This is a genomic window from Pseudomonas sp. B21-051 (assembly GCF_024748795.1).
GTDB lineage: Bacteria > Pseudomonadota > Gammaproteobacteria > Pseudomonadales > Pseudomonadaceae > Aquipseudomonas > Aquipseudomonas putida_A.
The window spans coordinates 3,593,527-3,611,906 of sequence record NZ_CP087166.1 but is presented as its reverse complement, the minus strand read 5'-3'; the positions used below and the strand labels follow the sequence as shown (position 1 = coordinate 3,611,906).

General features: G+C 60.7%; 15 protein-coding genes. 10 read left to right on the top strand and 5 right to left on the bottom strand.

Translation table 11 applies throughout. The features are described 5' to 3' along the window. Positions 1-89: 89 nt before the first annotated feature. Positions 90-1,031 (bottom strand): class I SAM-dependent methyltransferase, encoded by a 942-nt coding sequence (locus tag LOY52_RS15970; protein ID WP_258674979.1) that lies wholly within the window; start codon positions 1,029-1,031, stop codon positions 90-92. Between the two features lie 199 nt (positions 1,032-1,230). Between LOY52_RS15970 and LOY52_RS15965 the strand changes: the two genes are divergently transcribed. Continuing rightward, the gene (locus LOY52_RS15965) at positions 1,231-1,644 is read left to right on the top strand and encodes a response regulator (RefSeq protein WP_258674978.1); all 414 of its coding nucleotides are present in this window, start codon (positions 1,231-1,233) and stop codon (positions 1,642-1,644) included. Between the two features lie 78 nt (positions 1,645-1,722). Beyond that, entirely contained in the window at positions 1,723-2,391 is a 669-nt protein-coding gene (locus LOY52_RS15960) for an HAD-IA family hydrolase (protein ID WP_258674977.1), read from the top strand. Positions 2,392-2,494: 103 nt separating this feature from the next. Here the strand turns inward: LOY52_RS15960 and LOY52_RS15955 are convergent, their stop codons facing one another. Beyond that, positions 2,495-3,154, bottom strand: a complete 660-nt coding sequence (locus LOY52_RS15955) for an isoprenylcysteine carboxylmethyltransferase family protein (protein ID WP_258674976.1) — start codon at positions 3,152-3,154, stop codon at positions 2,495-2,497. Between the two features lie 182 nt (positions 3,155-3,336). On the opposite strand from LOY52_RS15955, the gene LOY52_RS15950 reads away from it, so the two are divergent. Beyond that, positions 3,337-4,134, top strand: a complete 798-nt coding sequence (locus LOY52_RS15950) for an SDR family NAD(P)-dependent oxidoreductase (RefSeq protein ID WP_258674974.1) — start codon at positions 3,337-3,339, stop codon at positions 4,132-4,134. Positions 4,135-4,164: 30 nt separating this feature from the next. Continuing rightward, a complete protein-coding gene (locus tag LOY52_RS15945) occupies positions 4,165-4,575 on the top strand; it encodes an SRPBCC family protein (RefSeq protein WP_258674972.1) in 411 nt (136 codons plus the stop codon). A 113-nt stretch (positions 4,576-4,688) separates the two neighbouring features. Here the strand turns inward: LOY52_RS15945 and LOY52_RS15940 are convergent, their stop codons facing one another. Beyond that, the gene (locus tag LOY52_RS15940) at positions 4,689-6,083 is read right to left on the bottom strand and encodes a HAMP domain-containing sensor histidine kinase (protein WP_097088039.1); all 1,395 of its coding nucleotides are present in this window, start codon (positions 6,081-6,083) and stop codon (positions 4,689-4,691) included. Then, positions 6,061-6,744: a response regulator transcription factor gene (locus LOY52_RS15935; protein ID WP_027613239.1), complete on the bottom strand. Its 684-nt coding sequence runs from the start codon at positions 6,742-6,744 to the stop codon at positions 6,061-6,063. Before LOY52_RS15935 ends, LOY52_RS15940 begins: the two co-directional genes overlap by 23 nt. A gap of 307 nt (positions 6,745-7,051) precedes the next feature. Between LOY52_RS15935 and LOY52_RS15930 the strand changes: the two genes are divergently transcribed. The 4 genes from LOY52_RS15930 (at position 7,052) to hcnC (ending at position 11,452) form a co-directional block, all read left to right on the top strand. Beyond that, positions 7,052-7,993, top strand: a complete 942-nt coding sequence (locus tag LOY52_RS15930) for a hypothetical protein (RefSeq protein ID WP_258674971.1) — start codon at positions 7,052-7,054, stop codon at positions 7,991-7,993. A 486-nt stretch (positions 7,994-8,479) separates the two neighbouring features. Next, on the top strand, positions 8,480-8,794 hold the full coding sequence (hcnA, locus tag LOY52_RS15925) for a cyanide-forming glycine dehydrogenase subunit HcnA (protein WP_258674970.1): 315 nt from the start codon (positions 8,480-8,482) through the stop codon (positions 8,792-8,794). Next, the gene (gene hcnB, locus LOY52_RS15920) at positions 8,791-10,200 is read left to right on the top strand and encodes a cyanide-forming glycine dehydrogenase subunit HcnB (protein ID WP_258674969.1); all 1,410 of its coding nucleotides are present in this window, start codon (positions 8,791-8,793) and stop codon (positions 10,198-10,200) included. The genes hcnA and hcnB overlap by 4 nt, the downstream gene beginning before the upstream one ends. Continuing rightward, positions 10,193-11,452 (top strand): cyanide-forming glycine dehydrogenase subunit HcnC, encoded by a 1,260-nt coding sequence (gene hcnC / locus LOY52_RS15915; RefSeq protein WP_258674968.1) that lies wholly within the window; start codon positions 10,193-10,195, stop codon positions 11,450-11,452. Before hcnB ends, hcnC begins: the two co-directional genes overlap by 8 nt. A 181-nt stretch (positions 11,453-11,633) precedes the next feature. Here the strand turns inward: hcnC and LOY52_RS15910 are convergent, their stop codons facing one another. After that, positions 11,634-13,442, bottom strand: a complete 1,809-nt coding sequence (locus LOY52_RS15910; protein ID WP_258674967.1) for a monovalent cation:proton antiporter-2 (CPA2) family protein — start codon at positions 13,440-13,442, stop codon at positions 11,634-11,636. Between the two features lie 1,253 nt (positions 13,443-14,695). Between LOY52_RS15910 and LOY52_RS15905 the strand changes: the two genes are divergently transcribed. Together LOY52_RS15905 and LOY52_RS15900 are read left to right on the top strand one after the other, a co-directional pair. Further along, positions 14,696-17,260, top strand: a complete 2,565-nt coding sequence (locus LOY52_RS15905) for an indolepyruvate ferredoxin oxidoreductase family protein (protein WP_258674966.1) — start codon at positions 14,696-14,698, stop codon at positions 17,258-17,260. After that, the gene (locus LOY52_RS15900; RefSeq protein WP_258674965.1) at positions 17,211-18,344 is read left to right on the top strand and encodes a DUF6537 domain-containing protein; all 1,134 of its coding nucleotides are present in this window, start codon (positions 17,211-17,213) and stop codon (positions 18,342-18,344) included. The genes LOY52_RS15905 and LOY52_RS15900 overlap by 50 nt, the downstream gene beginning before the upstream one ends. The last annotated feature ends 36 nt before the right edge of the window (positions 18,345-18,380 follow it).

Below are 18,380 nucleotides of genomic sequence, written 5' to 3'. Positions count from 1 at the left end.
GCGAAAGCATTCTGTCAGTTGATGAAATCCTGGCTGACACACCTCATTCGCGAGCAGGCTCGCTCCCACATGGGTATCGGGGTGCCAGGTCAATCTGTGCGTTTGAAGACGAGCGCCTTCAGGCCGCTCTCAGGATCAATATCCGGAAACTCCGGCGGGTTCTCCAGCCGCTGCTCGAAGCGCAGACTCGGCGCCTCTTGCGTCACGCCATCGATCAGAAAGTCCGAACCGAACGACGGATCATTCATGCACGCCAGCACCGTGCCGTCAGCCGTGAGCAATTCCGGTAAACGACGCAATACGCGCTGGTAATCCTTGGTCAGCAGAAAACTGCCTTTCTGGAACGACGGCGGGTCGATGATCACCAGATCGTACGGGCCGTTGTTGATCACTTTGCCCCAGGATTTGAACAGGTCGTGGCCGAGGAAACTCACCTTGCTCAGGTCATGCCCGTTCAGCCGGTGATTGTCACGACCACGGCTCAGTGCGGCGCGGGACATGTCGAGATTGACCACATGGCTGGCGCCGCCTTCGATGGCCGCCACGGAAAACCCGCAGGTGTAGGCGAACAAGTTCAGTACGCGTTTGCCCGCAGCCTGCTCACGCACCCAGTTGCGCCCATAGCGCATGTCGAGAAACAGCCCCGCGTTTTGCTTGCGGCCCAGGTCGACGCGGTAGTGCAGGCCGCCCTCGACGATGCTCATTTCGTCGATTTCGTTGCCCAGCAGCCATTCGGCGGTGCTTTGTGGCAAATACCGATGTTGCAGCAGCAAGGTGTGCGCGCCGCACTGTTGCCATTCGGCTGAAGTGCTGAGGTCGAGCAGCAATTGCTTGAGCGCGTCGAGTTGCTCCGGCAGCGGCTCCTTGAACAGCGACACCAGCACCACGCCTTGCAGCCAGTCCACCGTCAGTTGTTCCAGCCCCGGCCAGCAACGTCCGCGGCCATGGAACAGGCGACGGGTTTCGCTCGGTGCCGCGGCGAGCGCTGGCAGCAGATGGGCGCGGAGGGTGGCGAGGGCTTCAGGGTTCATCAGTCACGGTCGGCAAGCAAAAGGGCCGGCATTTTAACCACAAAAACCGCTTGGCGAACGCCCGTCGCCGAACGCTGATCAGGACTGTTAAGAAAAGACCTGTATCAAAAATGAATTTATGCAGGGCGCGCTGCTCATACCAGATAAGCAGCGGATTCAAGCCGCTAAATCGTTAATGCAATTCAGGGAGTGCAGTTCCATGTGCCCAACACCGACGGCGGATGCGCACCTTCCTGACGGATTGATTCTGGTGGTTGAGGATGATCCGTTGATTCTGGAGTTTCTCTGCGAAATTCTTCAGGAGGAAGGTTTCAAGGTCGAGCCGCAAACCAGTGCGGATGCCGCCAAGCTGTATCTGGAAGAGCACGCGCCGGAAGTCGCGCTGCTGCTCACCGATATCACCATGCCCGGTGAAATCAACGGGGCGGGGCTGGCCAATCTGGTCGGCGAGCGCTGGCCGGACAAGCCAGTGATGGTTATGTCCGGTTATGAAACCCCGGAGACTTCCGGGGTCAAGCATCCGGTCGCGTTTATCAAAAAGCCATGGGCCATCGGCCAGTTGCTCGATTGTGTCGACAGCGCGTTCAAGTCCAAGGCGCCACGTCTGCATTGAAGCGCCGGGTCGAATCGCCGGGCAAAAATGCTACATTGCCCGGCCAATCCGCCCAGTTCTGTCAAAGGATGCGACCTTTTGTCTGCTCACGATAACGTCTTCGACCGCGCGTTCGGCGCGTTCCTGTTCGACATGGACGGCACCGTCCTCAATTCCATTGCCGCTGCCGAGCGTGTCTGGGCCGCGTGGGCCGAGCGCCACGGGGTTGATGTCGAGCGCTTCCTGCCGACCATCCATGGCGCCCGCGCCATCGACACCATCCGCCGGCTGAACCTGCCGGGGGTGGACGCCGAGGCGCAGGCGGCGTTTATCGCGCAGGCGGAAATCGATGATGTCGAAGGGATCGTGCAGATTCCCGGGGCCGCGGCGTTTCTCGAAGCCTTGCCGAGTGAGCGCTGGGCGATGGTGACGTCGGCGCCACGGGATCTGGCGTTGCGGCGAATGGCGGCGGCGGGGATTGGCGAGCCTGCAGTGATGATCACGGCGGAGGATGTGACCGCTGGCAAGCCTGATCCGGCGGGTTATCGTCTGGCGGCGAAGCGCCTGGGGCTTGAGGCTGGCGACTGCCTGATTTTCGAAGACGCCACCGTCGGTATCCAGGCCGCTGAAGCGGCCGGAGCGGCGCTGATGATCATCACCACAACCCACCAGCATCCGCTCGAAACCCGCCACGCGACTATCGACAGTTATGAGTCGTTGAGCGTCGTTGTCGACAGCCAAGGCCAACTGCACCTGCAAAAAACCTGATATCACCCATTCCCTGTAGGAGCTGCCGAAGGCTGCGATCTTTTGACCTTGCTTTTGAAAATCAAAGACAAAAGATCGCAGCCTTCGGCAGCTCCTACAGGGGTCAGTAGATTCCCGGCAACAACCGCCAGCTGCGCGCGCAATAAGCCTCGTACTCAGCACCAAACTGCCCGCGCAGCAGCGCCTCTTCCGAGTGAATGCGTGCGATCAGTGGAATCAGCGTCAGCGCCGCGAGAATCAACCCGACGCTGGATCGAAACGCCAGCGCCCAGCCCACCGCGTTGACCACCAACCCCAGATAGCTCGGATTGCGCAGTCGTGTGTAGATACCGTCGGTGACCAACCGATGTCCCGGCTGAATCGCCACCAGGCCGCTGAACCGCTTGCCCAGCACAAACACCGGCCACAGCCGCAGCGTGCCACCGACAATAAACAGCAAGGCGCCGAGCCAGCGCACGCCTCCCGCGCCGAAGGTCCAGAAGTCGATGCGATCGCAGTACGCCGGAAGAAAACCGCTGACCAGACCGATTACGCCGAACGCCGGAAGCACCCAGCGATTGGCCCGGTCCTCGCGCTCGCCCGAACTCATGTTCACGTCGGTGAACAGCGACGCCACCACCATCAGCACCGTGGCCAGCGCCACCAGCACCAGCGCCCCATGCGAAAAGAACACCGCCGGCCCACCAATGCCCCACACCGCCAGCCCCAGATAGGCAAGGGTGGCAAGCACTGCGACCACGGTCATTTGCGCAGACATTTTCATGGTTATCTCTTGACTGAGGGCTGACCCTTTCAGTGTAGGACGTCACCACCGGCCATGATGTTGCCAAGCGCCTTCGGCAATGCCGGTCTTTGGTCGGCAACGCCTTCACTCGGCCAATATCACGTCTACGCTGATTGATTCCTTCAAATTGTCCGTGTATTGCCCATCGAAGAGGTGAACCCATGAAAATCGACTTGAGTGGAAAACTGGCCATCGTCAGCGGCAGCACGGGTGGCATTGGTCTGGGCATCAGTCAGTCACTGGCCGAAGCCGGAGCCACGGTGGTGGTGATCGGGCGTGAAACGGCCAAGGTCGAGCAAGCGCTGGCGAGCATTCGTCAGCACGTGCCGGGTGCGCAACTGCGCGGTCTGACGGCCGATCTGGGCACCGCTGAAGGTGCGGAAAAACTGTTCGCCGCCGAACCGCGCGCGGACATTCTGGTGAACAACCTCGGCATTTTCGATGCCGTGGATTTCTTCGACACCCCGGACAGCGAGTGGACGCGCTTCTACGAGGTCAACGTGATCTCCGGCGTGCGCCTGTCGCGGCATTACGTGCCGGCGATGGTCGAGCAGGGCTGGGGGCGGGTGATTTTCCTGTCTTCGGAATCCGGTGTGGCGACCCCGGCCGACATGCTTAATTACGGCGTGACCAAAAGCGCCAACCTTGCAGTGTCCCATGGCTTGGCCAAGCGTCTGGCGGGCACCGGTGTGACGGTCAATGCGATCCTTCCGGGGCCGACCTTTACCGGTGGCGTGGAACACATGCTCAAGGATGCTGCGGCCGAGTCCGGCCGTAATCTGCGTGAAGAGGCTGATGCGTTTGTGCGCAGAGCGCGGCCGACGTCGATCATCCAGCGGGTGGCCGATGTTGCCGAGGTGGCGCATCTGGTCACGTACATCGCTTCGCCGTTTTCCTCCGCCACCACTGGCGCGGCCTTGCGCGTGGATGGCGGTGTAGTCGACAGTATGGCGATCTGAACCGCGAAGACTCTGGAGAAACATTTATTTATGGCAACTGCATCAGCAACCATCGAAATCCCGGCCTCGGCCGATCAGGTCTGGCAATTGATCGGCGGCTTCAACACGCTGCCGGACTGGCTGCCGTTGATTCCCAAGAGTGAACTGAGCGAAGGCGGACGCGTGCGCACCCTGCAAACCGCCGATGGCAGCGTGGTGATCGAGCGCCTGCAAGCGTTCGACAACGCGGCCAGGACCTACAGCTACTCGATCGAACAGGCACCGTTCCCGGCGACTGACTATCTGGCGACGATCAAGGTTGAAGCTCAGGGGCAGGGCGCTCGAGTGACGTGGTCGGGACGCTTCAACGCCAAGGGCGTGAGTGATGAGGAAGTGGTGGCGCTGTTCAATGGCATCTATCAGGGTGGCCTTGAGGCGCTGCGGGCCAATTACCCGGCTTGACAGGTAAAACGCAAAAACTGTGGGAGCGAGCTTGCTCGCGAAGGCGTCGGATCGGTCAACATCTGCATTGACTGTCACACCGCATTCGCGAGCAGGCTCGCTCCCACAGGGGATCAGGAGTTGGCGATCAAACTCTGCCGACAATCCAGCACCAGCTTCGCACCCCCCAGCTCACTGCTGCCCACCTCAAGATTGAAGCCATGCAGGCTGACAATAGCTGCCACAATCGACAGACCCAGACCAAAGCCGCTCTGCGGTTGTCCACCCTCGGCCCGATAGAAACGCTGAAACACCGCCTCACGCTCGGCTTCGGGGATACCCGGTCCGGAATCGTGGACTTCAATCCGCGTATGCCCGCCGTCGTTCACACCACGCAAAATCACCGTACCGCCTGCCGGGGTGAACTTGATCGAGTTGCTCAACAGATTCGCCAGCGCCTCGAACAGCAACGCCCGGTCGCCATTGAGTGGCGGCAGGGTCTCCGGCATGTTCAGCACGAACAGCAGTTCGCCTTCCTCGGCCAGCGGCAGGTAGAACTCATGCAGTTCCTCGAGCAATTGCACCGGATCCAGCTCGACAAAACCTGAGCGCCGCTGACGGTCTTCCAGCTCGGAAATCCGCAGCAATCCTCGAAACCGCGCCATCAGCGTATCGGCCTCGGCCAGCACCAGGTCCAGTTGCGCCGCTTCCTGCGAACCTTCACCAGCCTGCTGTTGCATGCGATACAACTGCGCCCGCAAACGCGTCAGCGGGGTGCGCAGGTCGTGAGCGATGTTGTCGCACACGCCTTTGACCTCATGCATCAGCCGCTCGATGCGATCGAGCATGGCGTTGACGATGGCGGCGAGCATGTCCAGTTCATCGCGGCGGTTGGACAGCGGCAAACGGTGGGTCAGGTCGCCGGCGACAATCGCCTGGGCGCTGTCTTGAATCGCGCGGATGCGGCGCATCGGTCGGCGGCGCAGCAAATGCCAACCGGCAATCCCCGGCAGGATGGTCAGCGATACACCCCAGAACAATGCATGCAAAATGATCCGCGTCACCGCGAACAGCGAGCCGTTGTCGCGCAACAACACCAGCCAGCGACCGTCGCGGGTCTGGGTTGCCACGGCGTCGCAGCTGTCGGCGGGCAGGGTCGGGTCGTCAGAGTCGGCGCAGTCATCCAGGGTGTGGATCTTGCCATCCAGCGGCAGGCCTTCGGGCAGTTGCTGCAAAGCACCGCCGAGGTAAACGCCTTGGGCGTCGAACAGGCCATAGGCGTCGATGCCGCGTATATCGAAGGTCATGCTGGCGGCGAGCGCTTCTTCCAGCTGCTCACCGCGAAAGTGCGAAAACAGATGCTGACGTTGCATCAGCGAATGCTTGGCGAGGTTATCGAGGTAGCTGGACACCTCGAAATACATGACCCCCATGAGGATCGCGCTCCAGGCCACGAACAGCGAACTGTACAGCGCCAGCAGTCGACTGCTGGAGGAACGCCAGCCGTCAGACGGGTTCGGCAATGACATAACCCGAGCCCCGTACCGTGCGAATCAGCGGAACATTGCCCGCCGCGTCGATCTTCTTGCGCAGACGGCCAATGTGTACGTCGATCAGGTTGGTGCCCGGGTCGAAGTGATAACCCCAGACCTCTTCGAAAATCATCATCCGCGACAGGATCTGGCCGCTGTTGCGCATGAGGAATTCCAGCAGCTTGTATTCGGTGGGCAGCAGCGTCAGCACCTGCCCGGCGCGGCGTGCTTCGTGGCTGATCAAATCCAGTTCGAGGTCGGCAACCTGCAACGTGGTGGCCTGGGTGGCAACGCTGTTCTGGCGGCGCAGCAGCACTTCCACACGTGCGGCCATCTCGTCGGTGGCGAACGGTTTGGTCAGGTAATCATCGCCGCCGGCGCGCAAGCCGCGCACGCGCTCATCGACATCGGAGAGGGCACTGATCATCAGAATCGGCGTGGCCACGCCCATGGTGCGCAGAGTGGTGACGATGGCCAGGCCATCGAGTTCCGGCAGCATGCGGTCGAGGGTGATCAGGTCGTAGTTGCCGCTGACGGCACGGTCCAGGCCCTCGCGGCCATTGTCGACCCAATCCACTTGCAGGCCGTGGCTGCTGAGTTCGGCGACGATTTCACGGGCAGTCACGGCGTCGTCTTCGATGGTCAAAATACGAGTCATAGAGCAAGCCTTGATCGGTTCAAACGGAATGGCAGCATTTTGCCAAGTATTTTCCGGCGCGCTTTAAATTAACTTTCATGTATAGCCTGTCACTCCTGCAAATTCCGATAGCGTTGCGGATTTGACTTCAATGCATAAAACCCGCTGCTTTCGACCGATTGTTGCAAATTGCATGGTCCTAAGAAGTTCAGTCTTTTTAACCTGTTGAAATTTAACGACTTATTCAAAGCTGGCAAATGGCACGGTCGCTGCAATTCATCTCGTGACGAGTTGTAACACCATTTTTCATGCCTGGAGCACTACAACAATGAATAGATCCTCTGATGGGTTTTATCCTGCCTTCGAAGGAGAGTCGAGCAACGTGTCAGGCGTGTCCTGGGGCGCGATTTTCGCGGGCGCAGCGGCGGCCGCAGCACTGTCGATGATTCTGGTGCTGCTCGGCTTCGGTTTGGGATTCTCTGCCGTTTCACCTTGGGCCGGGGAGGGCGTCAGCGCCAAGAGCCTGGGGATTTCGACGATTGTCTGGCTGGCAGCGACGCAAATCGTCGCTTCGGGTCTCGGTGGCTACATCGCCGGTCGCCTGCGAGTGAAGTGGGCCAACATGCACGGCGATGAAGTGTACTTCCGTGATACCGCCCATGGTTTCCTTGCCTGGTGTGTGGCCACTTTGGTCACCGCAGTGCTGGTGGTCGGCTCGGTCGGCAGTGTGATCAGTGGCGGTGTGCAGGCCGGTGCCAGTGTTGCCGGTGGCGCAGCAGCTGCCGCGACTCAGGCGGCCGGTACTGCCGCAGCCAACACCAACAGCGACCAGTACGGTTACTTTGTCGACAGCCTGTTCCGTGATGACCGTCCAGCGTCCGTCAGCGATGACGCCGCCCACGGTGCGGTGACCCGGATCTTCGCCCAGAGCCTGGCCAACGGCCAACTCAGCCCTGAAGACCGCACCTACCTTGCACAACTGGTCGCACAACGGACCAACCTGAGTCAGGCCGACGCCGAGAAACGTGTCGACGACGTGTATGCCCGCACTCAGAAAGCCATCGCCGACGCCAAGGTCAAAGCCCAGCAGGCTGCCGACACCGCTGCCAAAGTTGCTGCCTGGACTTCGTTGTGGATGTTCATTGCACTGTTGGCCGGTGCGTTCTTCGCCAGTCTCGCCGCTACTTACGGCGGTCGTCGTCGGGATGCGGTGGAGTACGTCGAAGTCGAGACCTACACCGCCACCACCACACTGCCTCCAGTTCGTTAAACAAGGAGAATCACCATGCGCTCTCTACTTCTGTTTTTCCTCGGTGTGCCGATCCCGATCATCATCCTGATCGCCCTGTTCGTACACTGATCCAGATGCTCTATTGAGGCCCATGCCTCGGCCGCTTTCACTTCACGGTGAAAGCGGCTTTTTCATGCCCGCCCCATGCTCCCTGTAGGAGCTGCCGAAGGCTGCGATCTTTTGATTTTTAAGATCAAGATCAAAAGATCGCAGCCTGCGGCAGCTCCTACAGGGGTAGAGGTGGATTTGTCGATCTGGATCAATATTCACTCTCGCGATATCACCTAACTTAAAAGATCCAGGCCCTTGTCGCGGTATCGACTACAGTGCTCCGGTGCGCAATTTACTGCGCTCATGGAGTAGCCCGGCAGACCCCCATCAAATAATCAGAGCGGGTCGCCAGGCAGAGCGCAGCAAGGAGCTGACGTAAACCCCACCCGAACCTTTTCACGGATGAACATCGTAATGCACTGCCTAGAACGCACCTTCGATATCCAGCCCCTGACCCAGGCGGATATGACCGTACACATCAACGGCCAAGCGGTCACCGCGGCCATCGGCGAAACCGTCCTCAGCGTTATTCAGTCCCTCGGCGTGCGCCAGGTCGCACGCAACGATCACAACCAGATCAGCGGTGCCTACTGCGGCATGGGCGTGTGCCAGTGCTGCCTGGTGAAAATCAACGGCCGCCACAAGCGCCGCGCCTGCCAGACCGTGGTGCGCGACGGCATGCAGATTGAAACCCAGGTCAACCGCATCAACGAGCAGGAGGTTGTATGAGCCTGCAACCGGTGATCGTCGGCGGTGGTCCGGCGGGGATGGCGGCTGCCATCGAACTGGCGCGCCATGGTGTGCGCTGCACCTTGCTCGAAGAAGCCTCGCGCCTCGGCGGCGTGGTCTATCGCGGGCCGCTGCGCGACGGCGTGCAACTGGATTATCTCGGGCCGCGCTATTCCGAAGCCCTGAGCAAACTGCACGGTGATTTTCAGGAGCAATCCGGGCTGATCGACGTGCGCCTCAATCACCGCGTGGTCGGCGCCGAAGGCACCCGCGCGCTGGTGGTGCTCGACGGCGACGAGCAACTGCACGAGATCGAATATCCGCAATTGCTGCTGGCCGCCGGTTGCCACGAGCGCAGCGTGCCGTTCCCCGGCTGGACACTGCCGGGGGTGATCATGCTCGGTGGCCTGCAACTGCAAATCAAAAGTGGTGTGGTCAAGCCGCAAGGGCCGGTGATCATCGCCGGCACCGGGCCGCTGTTGCCGCTGGTGGCGACCCAGTTACACGCGTCCGGGGTCAAGGTCGCGGGCGTCTATGAAGCCTGCGCATTCGGCAAGATCGCCCGCGAAAGCCTGGCGCTGCTGAACAAGCCGCAACTGTTTCTCGATGGCCTGAGCATGCTCGCCTATCTGAAACTGCACGGCATCCCGATGCACTACGGCTGGGGCGTGGTCGAAGCCCACGGCGACGGCGAGTTGAAAAGCGTCACTGTCGCGCCGTATTCGGCCACCTGGGAGCCGGATCTGACCCGCATCGAACGCTTCGAGGCCAAGACCCTGGCGGTTGGCTACGGCTTCATTCCGCGCACTCAGCTCAGTCAACAGATGGGCCTGGATCACGGCTTCAGCGACGACGGCTACCTGCGTGCCAATTCGAACACCTGGCAGCAAAGCAACGAGCCGCACGTGCATCTGGCCGGTGACATGGGTGGCATTCGCGGCGGTGAAGCGGCAATGCTCGCGGGCAAGATCGCCGCGACGTCGATCCTGCTGCAACGGGGGATTATCGAAGAAGAGCTGGCGCAGGTGCGGCGCGACCGCTTCCTGAGCAAACTGAAAACGATCGTGCGCTTCCGGGCGGCGGTGGATCGCTACACCGAACGCGGCGTCGGCCAGACTGCGCTGCCGGCGGCCGACACGGTGATCTGCCGTTGCGAACACGCGACTCGCGCCGACATCGATCTGGCGCTGGAGCAGGGCGTGCAGGACATCGCCAGCCTGAAGATGCGCACCCGCGTCAGCATGGGTGATTGTCAGGGGCGGATGTGCGTCGGCTATTGCAGCGACCGTCTGCGCCAAGCCACCGGGCGCAAGGACGTTGGCTGGCTGCGTCCGCGTTTCCCGATCGATCCGATTCCATTTTCCGCTTTCCAGTCCGTCGGCACGGAGGCCGCTTCCCATGAGTAAGTTCTATGACGTGGTCATTGCCGGCGGCGGCGTGATCGGGGCGTCCTGCGCCTATCAATTGTCCAAGCGCGAGAACCTGAAGGTCGCGCTGATCGACGCCAAGCGCCCAGGCAACGCCACCCGCGCTTCGGCCGGCGGCTTGTGGGCCATCGGCGAGTCGGTGGGGCTGGGCTGCGGGGTGATTTTCTTCCGCATGATGTCGGCCAACCGCAAGCGCGAAACCCAGGGCGCGGCGGTCGCGGTGGACGCCAGCACGCCGCACATCCTGCCGGAGTCGTTCTTCGATTTCGCCTTGCAGTCCAACGCGCTGTACCCGCAACTGCACCGTGAGTTGATCGACAAGCACGGGATGGATTTCAAGTTCGAAAAGACCGGGCTGAAATTCGTCATCTATGACGACGAAGACCGGCTCTATGCCGAGCACATCGTCAGCTGCATTCCGCATCTGGCCGATCAGGTGCGCTGGCTCGATCAGGCCGCGCTGCGCGAGGCTGAGCCGAGCGTCAGCCACGAGGCGCGCGGCGCGCTGGAGTTTCTCTGCGATCACCAGGTCAGCCCGTTCCGTCTCGCCGATGCCTACATGGAAGGCGCGCGGCAGAATGGCGTCGATATCTTCGTCAACACTAACGTCACCGGTGTGTTGCACCACGGCAGCCGCGTGACTGGCGTGCAGACGGCCGAGGAGGGCGTGTTCCACTGCAAGACCCTGATCAACGCCGCTGGTGCCTGGGCGGCGGACTTGAGTGAGTGGGCGACGGGGATTCGTATCCCGGTGAAACCGGTCAAGGGCCAGATCCTGCTGACCGAGCGCATGCCGAAGATCCTCAACGGCTGCCTGACCACCAGCGACTGCTATGTGGCGCAGAAGGACAACGGCGAGATCCTGATCGGCAGCACCACCGAAGACAAAGGCTTCGATGTCACCACCACCTACCCGGAAATCGCCGGGCTGGTGCAGGGCGCCGTGCGTTGCCTGCCGGAACTCAAGGACGTCAATCTCAAGCGCACCTGGGCCGGGTTGCGTCCGGGCTCGCCGGATGAACTGCCGATCCTCGGACCGATGCGCGGGGTGGAGGGTTACCTGAATGCCTGCGGACATTTCCGCACCGGCATCCTGACCTCGGCGATCACCGGGGTGCTGCTGGACAAACTGGTCAACCAGGAGGCGCTGCCGCTGGATATCACACCGTTCCTGGCGGATCGGTTTGCGGTGGCGCCGGTCAAGCAAGAGCTTGAGTTAGAGCTGGCCTGACCCAATCCCCTGTAGGAGCTGCTGCAGGCTGCGATCTTTTGATCTTAAAAAGCAAGATCAAAAGATCGCAGCCTGCGGCAGCTCCTACAGGGTTTTCGGGTGTTCACAAAACCTGTGGGAGCGGGCTTGCCCGCGAAGGCGTCAGTGCTGTAGGCCTGAAGTCTGGATCTGTGCAAGGAGATCAGACCTTGCGCGCTTCCTCTTCCAGTTGATCCGACTCGAATAACCGCGCCAGTTCCGCCCGGGCTTCCTGGGCGGTTTGCAGGACTTTGGCCGCGTCGTCGTAGATCGCGTGCTGGGCTTCCAGCACCTGTTCGTCGTGGTGCTTGAAGCGCTTGATCCGCGCATCGGCCTGGGCTTGGGTCAGACCGAGGCCGACCAGCGTGCGGCGGCTCATTTCCAGGCTGGAGTAATAGGTCTCGCGAATCGCTTCGGCACCGACATCGACCAAGCGGTGCACGTGCTGACGGTTACGTGCGCGGGCGATGATCTTCATGTGCGGATACAGCTTGCGCACGATCTCCGCGGTCTTGATGTTGGTCTCCGGATCATCCGTGGCAATCACGAAATACTCCGCCTCGCCAACCTTTGCCGCATTGAGGATTTCCGGGCGCATCGGGTCGCCATAGAACACTGGCACGCCGCCAAAACTGCGCGACAGTTCGATGGTTTCCACCGACGTGTCCAGCGCCACGAACTTGATGTTCTGCGCCCGTAGAATCCGCGCCACGATCTGGCCCATCCGGCCCATGCCGGCAATCACCACGCGCGGAGCCTCGGTGTCGATCTCGCGGAATTTCTCCGGCACTTCCACCGGCTGCACCTTGGGGCTGACCAACCGCGCGCAGATCAGCAGCAGCAACGGCGTCAACGCCATCGACAGGGTGATGGTCAGTACCAGCAGGTCATACAGGCGCGCTTCGAACAGGCCCTGATCGCGCCCGATCTTGAACACCACAAAGGCAAACTCACCGCCGGCCGCGAGCACGATACCCAGGCGAATCGCACTGACCTTGGTCAGCCCACCGGCCAGACGCCCGACCACAAACAGCAGCGGCAACTTCAAACCGATCAGCAGCAGCGTCAGGCCCAACACGGTGATCGGCGCACTCAGCAGCAGACTCAGGTTGGCGCCCATGCCGACGCTGATGAAAAACAGCCCGAGCAGCAGGCCCTTGAACGGCTCGATCTGCGCTTCCAGTTCATGGCGATATTCCGAATCCGCCAGCAGCAGGCCAGCGAGGAAAGCCCCGAGGGCCATCGACACGCCGACCAGATCCATCAGCCACGCCGTGCCGATCACCACCAGCAATGCGGTGGCGGTGGAGACCTCCGGCAGACCGGTTTTCGCCACCACGCGAAACACCGGACGCAACAGATAACGCCCGCCGACCACCACCACGGCGATCCCGCCGAGCACCTGCAAACCGTGATTGAGGCTTGCGGCGCTGCTGGTTTCGTGGCCGCCGCCAGCGAGCATCGGCACCAGCGCGATCAACGGGATCGCGGCGATGTCCTGAAACAGCAGAATCGCAAACGCCAGCCGCCCGTGCGGGCTGGTCAGTTCCTTGCGCTCGGCCAGGCTTTGCAGGCCGAATGCGGTGGACGACAGCGCCAGACCAAGGCCAAGCACAATCGCACTGTTCAGCGGCTGACCGAACACGTACAACGCCAGCACGCCGATCACCGCCGCCGTCAGCAGTACCTGTGCCAGACCTACGCCAAACACCGACTTGCGCATCACCCACAGGCGGCGTGGCGACAGCTCAAGGCCGATGATGAACAGCAGCAACACCACGCCCAGTTCGGAAATATGCGCGACGCTCTGCGGATTGCCGATCAGGCCGAGCACCGACGGGCCGATGATCACCCCCGCCAACAGATAACCGAGCACCGCGCCCAGTTGCAGGCGTTTGGCCAAGGGCACAGTGAGCACGGCTGCGAAGAGAAACACGACAGCGGCTTGTAACAGATTGCCTTCATGGGGCATGGGTTGACTCCTGACAGCGGTACGGCGGGGGTGACAAGGATAAAGGCTGACTTCCAGTCACACCACAGCTGCTGTCAGGCAGCGATTCATCAATCCATATATTTATAGGGGCATGAACGGCTTGGCATCGGTGAGCATCAGACGCCGTGAAAGTTGTTGCACGGGCAAAGGCGCTTTTCCTGTTATCCGTTTATGTAAAGTAATACTTTGGTCTTAGAGTGCGCGGGCGTGATATTGCCGAGCCACTGCGTGACTGACCGATAATTGCTGGCGATGGACGAAGTTTTGCATTGCAATCGATTGAAGAGTGACCGCGTGTTAATCCAAGAGTTGGACAACCGATTCGATAATGTAAAGCCTGTCATGGACAATGCACTGTGATGATTGCGTGAACCAGATAGTTCATGGTTTTCGATTTGCCATTAAATGTTTGTTACAGCGATTGACAAGGGGACGCTCCGAACCTACTATTTTTTGCCCGAGATGCTGACCGTTTTATAACGGCTGTAATAAAGCGACCAGGACGGTCGTGTGAAGTTTTCATAAGGAATGAAACTTTGTATCTGGACTCCATTGGATCGGAACCCCTTCGATTTCGGCTCGATCAGTTCGTCCCCGGCATTTGTCCGGGAGCCGCTCAGGATCGTGCAGCAGCTGAAATCGCGACGTCATTGTCACGTCGTCAAAATCATGACAATCATTCCATGGATCCCCGGAAATTCGTGGATTCAGCCGAGAACCTCTCCTTTTCAAAAAGCCGAAAAGCCCCTGTGCACTCGCTTGCTTTCCAAGCCGCAGGTGACGCATTCGGCCGTGCTGGTCTGTGCATTGAAAGAAAGGTTTTCACAAGGATTTGAGACTTTTTACTTACATTTGATGGGACAGTAATTCAATCCAGTCATTGTTCCCGTGAACAACTTTTTTGCGTGTTTTACGCAACTATCGCCTGTGCAAAATGGTGTGGCTGAGTTGTGCTCGAATTGGTGAGATTGTAAGTGTGCTTAAAGTAAAGTTTTCATAAGGAATTGAAGATTTGTTACTGGTTTGGCGCTGACTATTAAGAAAGATTGAAGTAAATCGATGTGTTCCCGTGATGCCGTGGAACCGTGCGAGTGCGTCTTTCTGCGCGTCTGATCAGGTGTTTATATCGCCCGAATCACCGTCGTATTGCGGTCGAAAGTTTTGATGCAACCCTCTGCTGTAGTGCGCAAATAAGCACATTTAATGTGAAGTTTTCATAAGGATTTGAAACTGTGTACTTGGATTCCATTGATTCAGAACGTCAACGCCTGCAACCCGACAAACTCGCCGCTGATGAGGCGCAAACCGCCTTGTCGCGGATCGAAAACCATGACAGCCGCTCGATGTACTGCCGGGAACACGCGCAGCCCAATGAGCGCATCTTTCTCAGCGGGCAGCAGGCCCTGGTGAGATTGCTGCTGTCCCAGGCTGCCCTTGATCGATCCAACGGCATTCGCACCGCCGGATTCGTCAGCGGTTATCGCGGCTCGCCGCTGGGGGGCGTGGATCGGGAACTGGTCAAGGCCAAGAGTGTTTTGGAAAACGCCAACATCCGCTTTTTGCCGGCGATCAACGAGGATCTGGCCGCAACGGCCCTGATCGGCACCCAGCGCGTCGAAACCGATCCGCAGCGTCTGTATGACGGCGTGTTTGGCATGTGGTACGGCAAGGGGCCGGGCGTCGATCGTTCCGGAGACGCGATCAAACATGGCAGTTCCTATGGCTCGTCGCCCAACGGCGGAGTATTGGTGGTTACCGGCGACGATCACGGTTGCGTGTCGTCGTCGATGTCCCACCAATCCGATCGCACGCTGATGGCATGGGGCTTGCCGGTGATTCACCCGGCGGGACTGGCTGACTACGAACGCTGCGGCCTGTGGGGCTGGGCGCTGTCACGCGTCTCCGGTTTGTGGGTGGGTTTCAAGGCGATCACCGAGACGGTCGAGGCAACGACTTCGGTTGAGTCCTCGCCGCTGCCCGAATTCGTCACCCCCGAGATCAATCCGGGCCCGGACGGTCTGCACTGGCGCTGGCCGGATCTGCCGGGCATGCAGATCGAACGCCGCACCGCCTTCAAGTTCGATGCCGCCCGGGCCTTTGCCCTGGCCAACCCGATCGACACGGCGATCACCGCGCCGGCACAACCGACACTGGTCATCGCCGCGGTCGGCAAGGCCTATGGCGATGTACGCCAGGCCTTGCAGCAATGCGGCATTGCCCTCGAACAGCTGGAAAATGCCGGCGTCGCATTGCTCAAGATCAACCTGGTTTATCCGCTGTCGCCGGTGCTGGACGCCTGGACCCAGCGGGCTGGCAAGGTGCTGATCATCGAAGAGAAGCAGGCAATCGTCGAAGAGCAGCTCAAGCAGAAGTATTACAACGCTGCCCACGACCAGCGTGCGGTGATCATCGGCAAGACCGACGAAAACGGCGCAGCGCTGATCTCCGATCACGAAGAGCTGCGCCCGTCGCGCATCGCCGCGCTGCTGCTGCAGCGCCTGCCAGCTCTGGGCATCGAACCGAGCCTTCCGGATTTCTGGCTTACGCCCTGCGTTTCGCGGGTCGAAGACTGGATCCGCCGTACGCCTTATCTGTGTTCGGGGTGCCCGCACAACACCTCGACCCAGGTGCCCAAGGGCAGTGAAGCGCGGCTCGGTATCGGCTGCCATGCCATGGCCGCACGCATGCCCGAGCGCTCGACCACCGGCAGCGTGCAGATGGGCGGGGAAGGGGTCGACTGGCTGGGGCAGGCGCCGTTTGTGCAGACCCCGCACATCTTTCAGAACATTGGCGACGGCACCTTTTTCCACTCTGGATTCCTCGCGGTACGGCAGGCTATCGCGGCCGGCGCGACCATCACCTACAAACTGCTCTACAACGACGCGGTGGCCATGACCGGCGGTCAGCCTATCGACGGCAAGCTGACGGTAAAAAAAGCCGTCGAGCTGCTGAAGGCCGAAGGCGCCCAGCGAATCGTGGTGGTGGCGGACGACCTGCAGCGCTATCAGGCGCATGACAGCCTGCCTCAGGGCATCGAAGTGTTTCACCGGGAAAAGCTCGAAGAAGTGCAGCAGCAGTTGCGCGACACCCGTGGCGTCAGCGTGCTGATTTTCGATCAGGTCTGCGCGGTCGAAGGGCGTCGACGCAAGAAGCAGTTGCCGGCGCCGTTGGTGAAAACCGAAGTGGTGATCAATGAAGCGGTCTGTGAAGGCTGTGGCGATTGCCAGGTCAAATCCAACTGCCTGTCGGTGATCCCGGTACAAACACCGTTCGGCGCCAAACGCCGCATCGATCCGCACTCGTGCAATACCGATCTGTCGTGCATCAAGGGTTTCTGCCCAAGCTTCGTGACGGTGACCGGCAAGCCGCGGCAACGTCCGCGCAAACTGGCCGACAGCGCCGAAGTGCTGGCGCGGGCCGAAGCGCTGGCGCTGCCGCAGGCACCACGGTCGCTCGACAGGCCGTACGAAATGCTTTTGGCCGGTGTCGGCGGTACCGGCGTCGTGACCGTGGCGCGGGCCATTGCCATGGCGGCCCACCTCGACGGCCGCGCGGTCAGCGTGCTCGATTTTACCGGGTTCGCGCAGAAGGGCGGTGCGGTGTTGAGCCATGTGCGTCTGGCCGGTCATGCCGATGCGCTGCACCAGCATCGTATCGATATCGGCGGCGCCGACCTGCTGCTCGCGGCCGATCTGGTGGTGGCCAGCGAAGACGATGCACTGGCAACGCTGCGGCGGAAAAAAAACCGTGGTCATCGCCAACAGTGCGCTGACCCAGACCGGCGCGATGTTGCGTAACACGCAACTGAGTATTGAAACCGACGCGATACAAGCATTTTTGAAAGAGAAGGTCGGCGCCGGGCAGTTCCACAGCCTGGACGCCGGGCAATTGGCGAACTCGCTGGTCAGCCCGATGCAGGCCAACATGTTGTTGCTCGGTTACGCCTGGCAGAAGGGCACGGTACCGGTGTCGCTGCCGGCACTGCAGAAGGCCATCGATCTGGCCGGCAGCGCCGCTGCCAACCATCTGGCTTTCGCCTGGGGACGGTTGTGGGCGCAGGACCCGGCGTTTGCCGCGCCTTATCTCGATCAGCCAGTGGATGCCGTGTCGACGATTGCGATCCGCGACATCAGCGACATGCGCGGCCGCCGCGAAAGCCTCGAACAGCTGATCGACAACCGCAGCGAGTTCCTGACGGGCTACCAGAACGCAGCGTATGCGGCGCGTTATCGCAACGTCATCGAGCAGCTGCGGGCGCTGCCGACGGCCGGTGATGAGAGTGCCTTGACCGAAGCGGTGGCACGCAACCTGTTCAAATTGATGGCCTACAAGGACGAGTACGAAGTTGCGCGGCTGCTCACCACCCGCAGTTTCACCGACTCGCTCAAAGCCCGGTTCGACGGTGGCATTCGTCTGAAATTCCACTTTGCCTTGCCGCTGCTGCGCAAGAAGCAGGACAGCACTGGCGAGCCGAAAAAGGTCGCTTTCTCCGGCTGGATTCTGCCGCTGCTGAAGGTGCTGGCCAAGGGCCGAGTGTTGCGTCACACCCGGTTCGATCCGCTGGGCTTTTCCGCCGAGCGCCGCGAAGAACGCCGCTTGCTGAGTGACTACGAGCAAACCCTGCAACGCCTGTTGCCGAAACTGAACTCGGACAACCTGTCGGCGTTCGTCGCATGGGCGAACCTGCCGGATTCGATTCGCGGCTACGGCCACGTCAAGGAGCGTTCGATCGCGGCGGCACGCCTGCGCGAGCAACAACTCGTTGAGCAGATTCTGGCGGACAAACCGGTCATTCACGGTGTCGAGTCGTGGCAGCCATCCACCGTCATCGCTAGGCAACTGGGCGCAGAAGAGGAACGCGACGTGATGGAAGCCTCCTGACGGAGGCTGGCGCCAGCCCCGCACAGGAAAAAATAC